The 11,959-nt window shown below is 72.2% G+C and carries 12 protein-coding genes; 6 read left to right on the forward strand and 6 right to left on the reverse strand.

Annotated elements, in window-relative coordinates; translation table 11 throughout:
* Nucleotides 1-75: 75 nt before the first annotated feature.
* Nucleotides 76-1,029, forward strand: coding sequence for a DeoR/GlpR family DNA-binding transcription regulator (locus ACH5AC_RS01530; protein ID WP_398859499.1), 954 nt, complete (start codon nucleotides 76-78; stop codon nucleotides 1,027-1,029).
* A gap of 119 nt (nucleotides 1,030-1,148) precedes the next feature.
* Here ACH5AC_RS01530 and ACH5AC_RS01535 read toward each other — a convergent pair whose 3' ends face one another.
* Nucleotides 1,149-2,921 carry an acetyl/propionyl/methylcrotonyl-CoA carboxylase subunit alpha gene (locus tag ACH5AC_RS01535; protein ID WP_398859500.1) on the reverse strand — a complete coding sequence of 591 codons (1,773 nt, stop codon included), beginning with the start codon at nucleotides 2,919-2,921 and terminating at the stop codon, nucleotides 1,149-1,151.
* Nucleotides 2,922-3,297: 376 nt separating this feature from the next.
* Here ACH5AC_RS01535 and ACH5AC_RS01540 point away from each other — a divergent pair, with 376 nt between their 5' ends.
* Nucleotides 3,298-3,759 carry a hypothetical protein gene (locus ACH5AC_RS01540; RefSeq protein WP_398859501.1) on the forward strand — a complete coding sequence of 154 codons (462 nt, stop codon included), beginning with the start codon at nucleotides 3,298-3,300 and terminating at the stop codon, nucleotides 3,757-3,759.
* On the opposite strand, the gene ACH5AC_RS01545 is transcribed toward ACH5AC_RS01540, so the two are convergent.
* From ACH5AC_RS01545 to ACH5AC_RS01560, 4 genes are all read right to left on the reverse strand, one after another.
* Nucleotides 3,728-4,348: a Maf family protein gene (locus tag ACH5AC_RS01545; protein ID WP_398859502.1), complete on the reverse strand. Its 621-nt coding sequence runs from the start codon at nucleotides 4,346-4,348 to the stop codon at nucleotides 3,728-3,730. The two genes, ACH5AC_RS01540 and ACH5AC_RS01545, sit on opposite strands and share 32 nt — an antisense overlap.
* Nucleotides 4,349-4,380: 32 nt before the next feature.
* Nucleotides 4,381-4,509 carry a morphogenic membrane protein MmpB gene (gene mmpB, locus ACH5AC_RS01550; protein WP_398859503.1) on the reverse strand — a complete coding sequence of 43 codons (129 nt, stop codon included), beginning with the start codon at nucleotides 4,507-4,509 and terminating at the stop codon, nucleotides 4,381-4,383.
* A gap of 125 nt (nucleotides 4,510-4,634) precedes the next feature.
* Entirely contained in the window at nucleotides 4,635-4,844 is a 210-nt protein-coding gene (locus ACH5AC_RS01555) for an acyl-CoA carboxylase epsilon subunit (protein ID WP_398859504.1), read from the reverse strand.
* Between the two features lie 10 nt (nucleotides 4,845-4,854).
* A complete protein-coding gene (locus ACH5AC_RS01560) occupies nucleotides 4,855-6,474 on the reverse strand; it encodes an acyl-CoA carboxylase subunit beta (RefSeq protein ID WP_398859505.1) in 1,620 nt (539 codons plus the stop codon).
* 110 nt (nucleotides 6,475-6,584) lie between these two features.
* On the opposite strand from ACH5AC_RS01560, the gene ACH5AC_RS01565 reads away from it, so the two are divergent.
* Nucleotides 6,585-7,454: a biotin--[acetyl-CoA-carboxylase] ligase gene (locus ACH5AC_RS01565; protein WP_398859506.1), complete on the forward strand. Its 870-nt coding sequence runs from the start codon at nucleotides 6,585-6,587 to the stop codon at nucleotides 7,452-7,454.
* Nucleotides 7,455-7,713: 259 nt separating this feature from the next.
* Entirely contained in the window at nucleotides 7,714-8,841 is a 1,128-nt protein-coding gene (locus ACH5AC_RS01570; RefSeq protein WP_398859507.1) for an adenylate/guanylate cyclase domain-containing protein, read from the forward strand.
* Nucleotides 8,842-8,870: 29 nt separating this feature from the next.
* Here ACH5AC_RS01570 and ACH5AC_RS01575 read toward each other — a convergent pair whose 3' ends face one another.
* Complete coding sequence (locus tag ACH5AC_RS01575) at nucleotides 8,871-9,536, reverse strand: hypothetical protein (protein ID WP_398859508.1); 666 nt, start codon at nucleotides 9,534-9,536, stop codon at nucleotides 8,871-8,873.
* A gap of 247 nt (nucleotides 9,537-9,783) precedes the next feature.
* Between ACH5AC_RS01575 and ACH5AC_RS01580 the strand changes: the two genes are divergently transcribed.
* Both ACH5AC_RS01580 and ACH5AC_RS01585 read left to right on the forward strand, forming a co-directional pair.
* Entirely contained in the window at nucleotides 9,784-10,584 is an 801-nt protein-coding gene (locus ACH5AC_RS01580) for an enoyl-CoA hydratase/isomerase family protein (protein WP_398859509.1), read from the forward strand.
* A gap of 209 nt (nucleotides 10,585-10,793) precedes the next feature.
* Nucleotides 10,794-11,948, forward strand: coding sequence for a diguanylate cyclase domain-containing protein (locus ACH5AC_RS01585; RefSeq protein WP_398859510.1), 1,155 nt, complete (start codon nucleotides 10,794-10,796; stop codon nucleotides 11,946-11,948).
* Nucleotides 11,949-11,959 lie beyond the last annotated feature (11 nt).

The raw sequence follows: 11,959 nt of genomic DNA on the forward strand, positions 1-11,959 counted from the left end.
CTGCTGTGCGAACAATTTCTGCTATTCGGCGCAAACAGCTGAAAGCACTCGGTCGTTGGGGTTACTGTCAGTTTCGTGTTCGCTGCAGAACGTCGCCAATTGATCCTCGAAATGGTGCGAGCGAACGGAGCCGTGTCGCTCCGTGAGCTCGCCCGCGTCGTCCAGACCTCCGAAGTGACCGTACGGCGGGACGTGCGTGCACTGGAGGCAGAAGGACTCCTCGACCGCCGGCACGGCGGTGCGGTACTGCCGGGCGGGTTCACGCGGGAGTCCGGCTTTCCGCAGAAGTCGCATCTCGCGACCGCCGAGAAGACGGCCATCGCCGACCTCGCCGCGAATTTCGTGGAGGAGGGCGAGGCGATCGTCGTCGGGGCGGGAACCACCACCCAGGAGCTGGCCCGCCGGCTCGCCCGGGTGCCCGGACTCACCGTCGTCACCAACTCCCTGCTGGTCGCCCAGGCGTTGGCCCACGCGAATCGGGTCGAGGTCGTGATGACCGGTGGCACGCTCCGCGGGTCCAACTACGCCCTCGTCGGCAGCGGGGCCGAACAGTCCCTCCAGGGGCTGCGGGTGTCCAGAGCCTTCCTGTCCGGCAGCGGGCTGACCGCCGAGCGCGGGCTGTCCACGTCCAACATGCTCTCCGCGTCCGTCGACCGGGCGCTCGTCCAGGCCGCGGCGGAGGTCGTCGTCCTCGCCGACCACACGAAGCTCGGCACCGACACGATGTTCCAGACCGTGCCGACCGATGTCATCACCCGGCTGGTCACGGACGAGCCGCCGGCTCATGACGACCGGGCCCAGACGGAGCTGCAGGCGCTCGCGGACCAGGGCGTGCAGATCGCCGTGGCGGGGGCGTCGGGAAACGGGTTGGCGGGGGGTGACATGCCCTCCGGGGGGCGGCAGCAGCGCAGGGACGTGCCGTTGCCCGCGCCGCGCCGGGGGCCGGTCCCTGCGGGGCTGCGGGCGGCTTCGGCGATGGGGGAGCCGGGAGCTGAGCGGGCTCGCGTTGCGGATCTGAGGCGCCGCTAGTTTCCGCCTGCTCGCCGTAGGGCTGTGGTGATTGCGCGAGTGCCGGTCCGTTGTGGCTTGTCGCGCAGTTCCCCGCGCCCCTTTGGGTGGGCACGGGGAACGTTGGTTGCGATGTGCCGTCAGTCCTTGATCTCGCAGATCGCGGCGCCGGAGGTGACGGAGGCGCCCACGTCTGCGGAGAGGGCCTTCACGGTGCCCGACTTGTGGGCGTTCAGGGGCTGTTCCATCTTCATGGCTTCGAGTACGACGATGAGGTCGCCTTCCTGGACCTCCTGGCCTTCCTCGACGGCGACCTTGACGATGGTGCCCTGCATGGGGGAGGCGAGGGTGTCGCCGGAGGCGACGGGGCCGGACTTCTTCGCGGCGCGGCGCTTGGGCTTGGCGCCGGCGGCGAGGCCGGTGCGTGCCAGGGTCATGCCCAGGGAGGCCGGGAGGGAGACCTCCAGGCGCTTGCCGCCGACCTCGACGACGACGGTCTCGCGACCGGCGTCCTCGTCGGCCTCGGTGTCGGCGGGGGCGGCGAAGGGCTTGATGTCGTTGACGAACTCGGTCTCGATCCAGCGGGTGTGGACCGTGAACGGGCCGTCCTGGCCGTGGACCTCGGGCGCGAAGGCGGGGTCGGTGACGACCGCGCGGTGGAAGGGGATGGCGGTGGCCATGCCCTCGACGGTGAACTCGCCGAGCGCGCGGGCGGCGCGCTGGAGGGCCTGCTGCCGGGTGGCGCCGGTGACGATCAGTTTGGCCAGCAGGGAGTCCCAGGCCGGGCCGATGACGCTGCCGGACTCCACGCCCGCGTCCAGGCGGACACCGGGGCCGGAGGGCGGGGTGAAGGTGGTGACGGTGCCGGGGGCGGGCAGGAAGTTGCGGCCCGGGTCCTCGCCGTTGATGCGGAACTCGAAGGAGTGGCCGCGGATGGCGGGGTCGTCGTAGCCGAGTTCCTCGCCGTCGGCGATGCGGAACATCTCGCGGACCAGGTCGATGCCGGTGACCTCCTCGGTGACCGGGTGCTCGACCTGGAGGCGGGTGTTGACCTCCAGGAAGGAGATCGTGCCGTCGAGGCCCACGAGGAACTCCACCGTGCCGGCGCCGACGTAGCCGGCTTCCTTCAGGATCGCCTTCGAGGCGCGGTACAGCTCCGCCGTCTGCTCCTCGGTCAGGAAGGGCGCGGGGGCCTCCTCGACCAGCTTCTGGTGGCGGCGCTGCAGGGAGCAGTCGCGGGTGGAGACGACGACCACGTTGCCGTGGGTGTCGGCCAGGCACTGCGTCTCGACGTGGCGGGGCTTGTCGAGGTACCGCTCGACGAAGCACTCGCCGCGGCCGAACGCGGCGACCGCCTCGCGGACGGCGGAGTCGTACAGCTCGGGGACCTCTTCGAGGGTGCGGGCCACCTTCAGGCCGCGGCCGCCGCCGCCGAACGCGGCCTTGATCGCGATCGGCAGGCCGTGCTCCTGGGCGAACGCGACGACCTCGTCCGCGCCGGAGACCGGGTCCGGGGTGCCGGCCACCAGGGGGGCGCCGGCGCGCTGGGCGATGTGGCGGGCGGCGACCTTGTCGCCGAGGTCACGGATGGCCTGCGGGGGCGGGCCGATCCAGATCAGGCCCGCGTCCAGGACCGCCTGCGCGAACTCGGCGTTCTCCGAGAGGAAGCCGTAACCCGGATGGATGGCGTCCGCGCCGGACTCCCGCGCGGCGTTCAACACCTTCTCGATGTCGAGATAACTGGTGGCCGGGGTGTCACCGCCCAGAGCGAACGCCTCATCCGCGGCGCGGACATGCAGAGCGTCCCGGTCCGGGTCGGCATAGACGGCCACGCTCGCGATACCGGCATCCCGGCAGGCCCGGGCCACGCGGACAGCGATTTCGCCACGGTTGGCGATGAGCACCTTGCGCACGATTGAGGCTCCCTCCTTGAAACAAGCCGAGTTTAGGGACTGCCCACACGGCACTTCGAGGCGTTCCCAGAGGTGAGCTTGCCCACACGGAGCGTGATGCGAGGCTCGCTCGACCCGCGAAATCCCTTGTAGTACGGCGGCACGCGGGACTCCTCGGAGAAACCCTAGCCCGCCGATGTGGTCAAGGTCTCTGTGAGGGCGTGCTGCGGCCCACTCCGTTTCTTTGTGGAATCCCTACGAACGGCCCAATGATTCTTTGCCCACGGCCGAACCCTTGTCCCGGGGTTTACCCGTTAGTAGCGTTCGCGATGGCTCGAACGTACCGGGGGTGACGGGACCCCTGCTCGAAGCACGGTCGAAAGAGGGTGGGGACCTGATGGTGCGCAGGCCGGTGGCTTGGATCCTGGCGCTCGTCCTTTTCACGGAGGCGTTCGCCATCGCCGTGGTCAACTGGATCCTCGGGACCCTCGTCGACCGGCAGAACATGTCCCTGGCCGGCCTCGACCCCGACATGATGGCGACGTCCTCGAAGGCCGGCGGGGTCGCCTTCGGGCTCTACCTCGCGTTGTGCGGTGTGGTGGCCCTGCTCGTGGGCGTACGGGGGCAGCGGCCGGCCGGGTTCGGGCGTGTCCTGCTGATCAGCGCGGCGGTGGTGCACGGCCTGCTGGGCGCGTTCAGCTGGGGCCTGGTGGGCTGGACGGCCTTCGCCTACCTGATGGTCGTCCTCGGCCTGATCGTGCTGCTGCTGATGACCCACGACCCCGAACCGGGCAAGGAGAGCGGCGAGGGCAGTGCAGCGGCTCCGGTCACGCCTCCGCCGGCGCCCACAACTCCGTGATGCCGATGCCCAGTTGGGCGAGGAGCCGGCGCACCAGGGGCAGGCTGATGCCGATCACGTTGCCGTGGTCGCCGTCGATGCCGTCGATGAAGGGCGCCGAGCGGCCGTCGAGGGTGAACGCCCCGGCGACGTAGAGGGGCTCGCCGGAGGCGACGTACGCGGCGATCTCGTCGTCGGTGGGCTCGCCGAAGCGGACCACCGTGGACGCGGTGCCGGAGGCGTAGCGCCCGCTGACCGTGTCGTAGACGCAGTGGCCGGTCTGCAGGGTGCCCGCGCGGCCGCGCATCGCCTTCCAGCGCGCGGTCGCCTCCTCGGCGTCGGCGGGCTTGCCGAGGGCCTGGCCGTCCAGGTCGAGCACCGAGTCGCAGCCGATCACGATCGCGCCCTTGACCTCGGGCTTCGCGGCCACGACGGATGCCTTGGCCTCGGCGAGGGCGAGGGCCAGCTCGGCCGGGGTCGGTGCGTGCGTCGCGTCCTCGTCGACGCCGCTGACGATCACCTCGGGGTCGAGACCGGCCTGGCGGAGGAGGCCGAGCCGGGCGGGGGAGGCGGAGGCGAGGACGAGGCGGCGTCGGGGCTTGGCTGTCATGGGCTCAGGTTAGTCACCCGGAGGTGCGGGGCTCATCTCAGGCCGGCGACGAGCATGGCTATGACCATGGCCAACGCCATGAAGGTGCCGAGCCTGCGCAGCATGTTCTGCATGTCGCGCAATTCTTTGGGGGGCTCGTTCTTGGGGTCGGACCACAGCATGGTCCCAGGGTGCGTGGGGAAGGGGCGCGGGCGCCTGAGTAGCAGTACTCAGGTTTCGCGTCGTTGCAGGCTGCGGACCGTTTGGGCTGGTCGCGCAGTTCCCCGCGCCCCTAGGTGGGTCACCCTCAGCCTGGCCAATACGTGCGGGCCCACGTCCTGGGCCCTGGCTGTGGCAGGCGGTGCGCCGCGATGCGGGCCGGGTCGGACCAGGAGTCCTTGTCCGTGGGGGCGCCGGGCGGGACGGAGGCCGCCGCCGCGGCGCGGGCGCGGACCACCGCCAGGGCGGCGGCCAGCTCCTCGGGGGTCGGGTTGCCCCGTAGGACCTTGATGGTCACAGCGGCTCCTTTACAGGGGGATGTTGCCGTGCTTCTTCGGGGGCAGGGATTCCCGCTTGGTGCGCAGTTGACGCAGGCCGCGCACGATGTGGCGGCGGGTGTCGGACGGCATGACCACGGCGTCGATGTAGCCGCGCTCGGCCGCGATGTAGGGGTTGAGGAGGGTGTCCTCGTACTCCTGGATGAGCCGGGCGCGGGTCGCCTCCCCGTCTCCCGAGTCCTCCGCCTCGGCGATGGTGCGGCGGTGCAGGATGTTGACCGCGCCCTGCGCGCCCATGACGGCGATCTGTGCGGTGGGCCAGGCGAGGTTGAGATCGGCACCGAGGTGCTTGGAGCCCATGACGTCGTAGGCGCCGCCGAACGCCTTGCGGGTGATGACGGTGATCAGCGGGACGGTGGCCTCGGCGTAGGCGTAGATCAGCTTGGCGCCGCGGCGGATGATGCCCTCGTGCTCCTGGCCGACGCCCGGGAGGAACCCGGGGACGTCGACGAAGGTGATGACCGGGACGTTGAAGGCGTCGCAGGTGCGCACGAAGCGGGATGCCTTCTCGGACGCGGCGATGTCGAGACAGCCGGCGAACTGCATCGGCTGGTTGGCGACGATGCCGACGGGGTGGCCCTCGACCCGGCCGAAGCCGGTGATGATGTTCGGCGCGAACAGGGCCTGCGTCTCGAAGAACTCGGCGTCGTCCAGGATGTGCTCGATCACCGTGTGCATGTCGTACGGCTGGTTCGCGCTGTCCGGGACGAGGGTGTCCAGCTCGCGGTCCTCGTCGGACAGGGAGAGGTCCGCCTCCTCCGGGAAGGCCGGGGGCTCGGAGAGGTTGTTCGACGGCAGGTACGACAGCAGCTGCTTGACGTACTCGATGGCGTCCTTCTCGTCGCCCGCCATGTGGTGGGCCACGCCGGAGGCGGTGTTGTGGGTACGGGCGCCGCCCAGCTCCTCGAAGCCGACGTCCTCGCCGGTGACGGTCTTGATGACGTCCGGGCCGGTGATGAACATGTGCGAGGTCTGGTCGACCATGACCGTGAAGTCGGTGATGGCGGGGGAGTAGACCGCGCCGCCCGCGCAGGGACCGACGACCAGGCTGATCTGCGGGATGACGCCGGAGGCATGGGTGTTGCGGCGGAAGATCTCGCCGTACGCGCCGAGGGAGGCCACGCCCTCCTGGATACGGGCGCCGCCGGAGTCGTTGATGCCGATGACCGGGCAGCCGGTCTTCAGGGCGAAGTCCATGACCTTGCAGATCTTCTGCCCGTAGGTCTCGCCGAGGGCGCCGCCGAAGACGGTGAAGTCCTGGGAGAACACGGCGACCGGGCGGCCGTCGACGGTGCCGTAGCCGGTGACGACGCCGTCGCCGTAGGGGCGGTTCTTCTCAAGCCCGAAGTTGGTGGAGCGGTGCCGGGCGAACTCGTCCAGCTCGACGAAGGAGCCCTCGTCGAGGAGCAGGCCGATGCGCTCACGGGCCGTCAACTTGCCCTTCGCGTGCTGCTTCTCGACGGCACGAGCGGAGCCGGCGTGCGTCGCCTCCTCGATTCGGCGCTGGAGATCCGCGAGCTTGCCCGCGGTCGTGTGGATGTCGATCCCTGGGATCTCGTGAACCTCGTGGCGCTCTTCCGGCTCGGACATCGGGACGTTGCTCCCTGCCTGCTCAAAAGGGGGGACGGTTACTCATCCGTAGCGTAGTGGGGTGCCCTTCGATCGGCAGTGCGGCGTTTCCCACACCTAATGTGGCTTGCATGACGCCGCGACATGAAGCAGACGCGAACAGCAACAACCCGTGGTCCGACCTGGACCGTCCGCCCCTCAACGTCACGGCACTGCGCCGGGGTCTGGTGCGGGAGGGGGGCCTGTGGAGCGGGGTGGAGGTGGTCCGCAGCACCGGGTCCACGAACAGCGACCTGGTGGCGCTGGCCACCGCCGGGAAGGCGACCGAGGGGGCGATCCTGATCGCCGAGGAGCAGACGGCGGGCCGGGGGCGCCTGGACCGCCGCTGGACGGCTCCGCCGCGGTCGGGTCTGTTCTTCTCGGTGCTGCTGCGTCCCGCCGAGGTTCCCGTCGAGCGGTGGGGGTGGCTGCCGTTGCTGACCGGCGTGGCGGTGGCGGCGGGGCTGTCGCGGGCGGCGGGGGTCGATACGGCGCTGAAGTGGCCGAACGACCTGCTGGTGACCGTGGGGGGAGAGGAGCGCAAGGCCGGCGGGATCCTCGCGGAGCGTGCCGGGGAGGACGGCGTGGTGATCGGCGTGGGCGTGAATGTCTCGCTGCGCGCGGAGGAGCTGCCGGTGCCCCAGGCGGGGTCGCTGGCGCTGGCCGGGGCGGTGAGCACGGACCGGGATCCGCTGCTGCGGGCGGTGCTGCGGGTGCTGGAGGAGTGGTACGGGCGGTGGCGGGCGGCGGGGGGCGACGCGGGCGCCTGCGGCCTGCAGGAGACGTATGTCGCCGGGTGCGCGACGCTGGGCCGGGTCGTGCGGGCGGAGCTGCCCGGGGGGCGGTCCGTGGTGGGGGAGGCGGTGGCCGTGGACGGGGACGGGCGGCTGGTGCTGGTGAACGAGGCGGGGGTGCGGGAGCCGGTGGGGGCCGGGGACATCGTGCACCTGCGGTTGGCGTGAGCCGGGGGGTGCCCGCAGCCACGTGGCTGCGTGGTCCGACCTGAAAGGGGCGCGGGGATGCGCGACCAGCCGGCGACGGCCCGCAGTCGGAAGGCGAGACGCGCCCTCCCACACAGCTGCGCTCCCCACCCCCCGGCACATAAGGAACCCCGGGTCAGCTCACTTGTCGGCGCAACCTGACGGAGTGAGCTGGCGCACACCTGCCGTAGAGTTGAGGCCGGTCGATACCTGACCGCGGTAGATCGGAAGGGCAGCAGGCGTGACCGTCGACGACACGGGCTCCGGCACGGACGCGCGCGGCCGAGTGGACCCTCCGGCCCCGGACCCCGGCGAGGACCCGCTCGCCCTGCGCCTCGAACAGCTGATCCTGGGCGCCGAGCGCCGCTACACGCCGTTCCAGGCGGCCCGCAGCGCCGGCGTCTCCATGGAACTGGCCTCGCGGTTCTGGCGGGCCATGGGCTTCGCGGACATCGGGCAGGCGAAGGCGCTCACCGAGGCCGACGTGCTGGCCCTGCGCCGTCTCGCCGGCCTGGTCGAGGCGGGGCTGCTGAGCGAGGCCATGGCCGTCCAGGTGGCCCGGTCCACCGGCCAGACCACCGCCCGGCTGGCCGAATGGCAGATCGACTCCTTCCTGGAGGGTCTGACCGAGCCGCCCGAGCCCGGTATGACCCGCACCGAGGTGACGTACCCCATCGTCGAGCTGCTCCTGCCCGAGCTGGAGGAGTTCCTCGTCTACGTCTGGCGCCGCCAGCTCGCCGCGTCGGCCGGCCGGGTGGTGCAGACCGGCGACGACGAGGAGATGGTGGACCGCCGCCTGGCCGTCGGCTTCGCCGACCTTGTCGGCTTCACGCGACTGACCCGCCGCATGGAGGAGGAGGAGCTCGGCGAGCTGGTCGAGGCGTTCGAGACCACCGCCGCCGACCTGGTCGCCGCACACGGCGGCCGGCTCATCAAGACCCTCGGCGACGAGGTGCTCTACGCCGCCGACGACGCGGGCACGGCGGCCGAGATCGGGCTGCGGCTGATCGAGACGATGGCGAACGACGAGACGATGCCGGAGCTGCGCGTCGGCATGGCGTTCGGCACGGTCACCACCCGTATGGGTGATGTCTTCGGTACGACCGTCAACCTGGCCTCCCGGCTCACCTCGATAGCGCCCCGGGACGCCGTCCTCGTCGACAGCGCCCTCGCAGAGGACCTGATCCGCAGCGGCGACGCGCCCGCCTCGGAGGCGGAGGCGGCCGAGGAGGCCGCGGCCGCGGAGAAGGAGGGCGAGGAACCACCGGCGTACCGCTTCGCGCTGCAGCCGATGTGGCAGCGCCCGGTGCGCGGGCTCGGCGTGGTCGAGCCCTGGCTGCTCACCCGCCGCGACGGCACACCCGGCTGACCTGCCGCGCCGCCGCCACGACAGATCCGCTACGACAGGTCCACGCACAGCCCGATGATCGGCAGGCACAGTCCGGGCACCGCCGGTGCCGGGCCGGGCGTGGTGGTGCTCGGCGCGGGTGCGGGCGTGGAGGCGGAGGCGGTGGGGCCGGGCGCGGTGGTCGCGGGCGGTGCGGTGGCTGTGGGGCCGTCGGAAGCGCCGCCCGGTGAGTCCGGTGAGTCCGGTGAGTCCGGTGTGCCGGCGGTGGCACGCGGTTCGGCGGCGTCCGGTGCGCCGGCGGCGCCGGACGCCTTCGGGGTCGTACCCACCACTGCTGGTGGCAGCGGCACCGAGACGGTCGGGGCGGTGCTCGGCCCGCCCATCAGGGACGTGGCCGTGGGGCCGGGGGCGCTTCTCGTCGGGGCGGGGGCGGTGGCCGCGGTGCTGGTCGGGCGGTCCCGGCCGGTGTCGGCGTCCGCCTCCTGGTCCGCGTACGGCCCCGCTTCGGCGGGTCCGGGGCCGCCGACTCCCGCGTCGGGGGTCAGCCGTACGAGGCTCAGGACGCCTGCGGCGAAGGCGAGGCCGCCGGCGGTGAGCAGGAGCTTGCTGGGGCGGGGGCGGCGGTGCCGGCCGCGCCCTCCCCAGAGGCGGTGTTCCTGCGCCGTCTCCTTGTCCGGCTCCGGCTCCGGCTCCGTATTCGTCGGCGTGTTCGCCATCGTGTCCCCTCCCCGATGCGTTCGCGCCCCCGATGCGCCGTGGCGGACGCACGCTATGCGGTCCCGCGCGGGGTGGGGCGGGAGTTCGGAGGGACGTTCACCCGAACGGGCTATCGGGTGGCGTTCCGGGAGCTTCCGGACCAAACGTCTGCTCTTCGGTCGGTGGTCCGGCCCTTTCCCCGGGCGGATCCGGCTGCGATGATCGGGCGGGACCGGAGTTGTTAACCTGCGTTAACCGGAGGGTGTCATGAGCGAGGAGCGGTTCGGGGAGTTCGTCCTGGTGCGGCGGCACGAGGGCGGGCATGTGGCGGAACTCGTCCTCGACCGGCCGAAGGCCATGAACGCCGTGTCGACGGAGATGGCCCGGTCGATCGCCGGCGCCTGTACGGCGCTGGGGGCCGACCGGGACGTACGGGTCGTGGTGCTGACCTCGACGCATGAGCGGGCGTTCTGTGTCGGGGCGGATCTCAAGGAGCGGAACTCCTTCAGCGATGCCGAGCTGGTGCGGCAGCGGCCGGTGGCGCGGGGGGCGTACACCGGGGTGCTGGAGCTGCCGGTGCCGACGGTGGCGGCGGTGCACGGGTTCGCGCTGGGTGGGGGGTTCGAGCTGGCGTTGTCGTGTGACGTGATCGTGGCCGACCGTACGGCGGTGGTGGGATTGCCGGAGGTGTCGGTCGGGGTGATTCCCGGGGGCGGCGGTACGCAGCTGCTGCCCCGGAGGGTGGGGGCGGCGCGTGCGGCGGAGCTGATCTTCTCGGCCCGGCGGGTGGAGGCGGCGGAGGCGCGGGAGCTGGGGCTGGTGGATGTGCTGGTGGAGGAGGGGCGGGACCGGGAGGAGGCGCTGGTGATGGCCTCCCGTATCGCCGGTAACTCGCCGGTGGGGTTGCGGGCGGCGAAGCGGGCGCTTCGGCTCGGGCAGGGGCTGGATCTTCGGGCCGGCCTGGAGGTCGAGGACGCGGCGTGGCGATCGGTGGCGTTCTCGGGGGACCGGGCGGAGGGGGTGGCGGCGTTCAACGAGAAGCGGAAGCCTCAGTGGCCGGGGGAGTGAGCGCGGGTCGGCTGCGGGGGTGGGTGTGCAGCCCGGCGCAGCGGCGGCGACTGCCCGGCTGGCGTGACCTGACCCATCTGGGGGCGCGGGGAACTGCGCGACCAGCCACGGACGGCCCGCACCCGGACGACTGCCGAGCCCCCACCCCCGTCACCCCCCTGCCCCGCCCAAGCGCACCCTTTCCGGCCAAATATCCCTAGCCTGGATGAATGGGTGAGGACAGACGCCTCGCGGCGGTCGTGGCGCTGGCACAGGGCATGGCGGCGGCGCACACCCCCCGTGAGTCCTGGCGCGCCGCAGCACTCGGCGCATGCCGTGCGCTGGCCGGAAGCTTCGCCGCGCTGTCGGTGTGGGAGCGTGAGCTGGGATGCCTGCGCGTCCTCGTGAACGTGGGGGACCGTGCGGCCGACGAGGAGGAGTTCCCGGCGGACGAGGCGTACCCGGTGCACCGGTTCCCCGAGATCACCGAGTTCCTCCATGAGCGCTGGGCGGCAGGCGGTGAGCCCAACGCCTGGGTGGAGACCGCCGAGGGCCCGGATCCGGCCGCCGGTGACCCCGGGTTCTGTCATCAGCGGGTGGCCGCCCTGCGCCGTCGTAACAGAGGATCCTGCGTGGTCGCCCCGGTCGTGCTGAACGGGCGCGCCTGGGGCGAGCTCTATGTGGCCCGCTCCACCGGCGCCCCCGTCTTCGACCGGGCCGACGCCGACTTCGCCACCGTCCTCGCCTCGGTCGTGGCCGCGGGCATCGCGCAGACCGAGCGTCTGGAGGAGGCCCGCCGGCTCGCCTTCACGGACTCCCTCACGGGGCTGGCCAACCGCCGCGCCGTCGACGCCCGCCTGGACGAGGCGGTCGACCGGCACCGCCGCGACGACGCCGTGGTCAGCCTGGTCGTCTGTGACCTGAACGGGCTCAAGCGGGTCAACGACACGCACGGGCACGCCGTCGGCGACCGCCTCCTGGAGCGCTTCGGCTCGGTCCTCTCCCTGTGCGGGGCGATGCTGCCGGGCGCCCTGGCCGCGCGCCTCGGCGGCGACGAGTTCTGTCTGCTGGCCGTCGGCCCGCCCGCCGACGACGTCGTCAAGGTCGCCGACGAGCTGTGCCGCCGCGCCGCCGAACTGGAACTCGGCGACGGGGTGTCCTGCGGGGTCGCCTCGACCGGTGACGCGATCGGGCCCGTGCCTTCGGCCCGGCGGCTGTTCCGGCTGGCCGACGCCGCGCAGTACCGCGCCAAGGCCCAGCGCGCGACGCGGCCCGTGGTGGCCGGCCGGGAGGGCCCGGACGACCCCGTCGTACGCCTCGCCGACGCGGAGCCCTCCGGGGAGGGGGCCGTGGAGCGCCGGCGCTTCCGTGGCCGCCGGCCGTGACCGGGCCCGCG

The organism is Streptomyces sp. NPDC018693, from assembly GCF_044391385.1.
In the GTDB taxonomy this organism is placed as follows: Bacteria; Actinomycetota; Actinomycetes; order Streptomycetales; family Streptomycetaceae; genus Streptomyces.

What these genes read in the sequence shown, in the direction of transcription:
- ACH5AC_RS01540 (WP_398859501.1), top strand. Translation starts at nt 3,298, where the DNA reads ATGGTGCGCAGGCCGGTGGCTTGGATCCTGGCGCTCGTCCTTTTCACG.
- ACH5AC_RS01545 (WP_398859502.1), bottom strand. Translation starts at nt 4,348, where the DNA reads ATGACAGCCAAGCCCCGACGCCGCCTCGTCCTCGCCTCCGCCTCCCCC.
- mmpB (WP_398859503.1), bottom strand. Translation starts at nt 4,509, where the DNA reads ATGCTGTGGTCCGACCCCAAGAACGAGCCCCCCAAAGAATTGCGCGAC.
- ACH5AC_RS01560 (WP_398859505.1), bottom strand. Translation starts at nt 6,474, where the DNA reads ATGTCCGAGCCGGAAGAGCGCCACGAGGTTCACGAGATCCCAGGGATC.
- ACH5AC_RS01565 (WP_398859506.1), top strand. Translation starts at nt 6,585, where the DNA reads ATGACGCCGCGACATGAAGCAGACGCGAACAGCAACAACCCGTGGTCC.
- ACH5AC_RS01575 (WP_398859508.1), bottom strand. Translation starts at nt 9,536, where the DNA reads ATGGCGAACACGCCGACGAATACGGAGCCGGAGCCGGAGCCGGACAAG.
- ACH5AC_RS01580 (WP_398859509.1), top strand. Translation starts at nt 9,784, where the DNA reads ATGAGCGAGGAGCGGTTCGGGGAGTTCGTCCTGGTGCGGCGGCACGAG.
- ACH5AC_RS01585 (WP_398859510.1), top strand. Translation starts at nt 10,794, where the DNA reads ATGGGTGAGGACAGACGCCTCGCGGCGGTCGTGGCGCTGGCACAGGGC.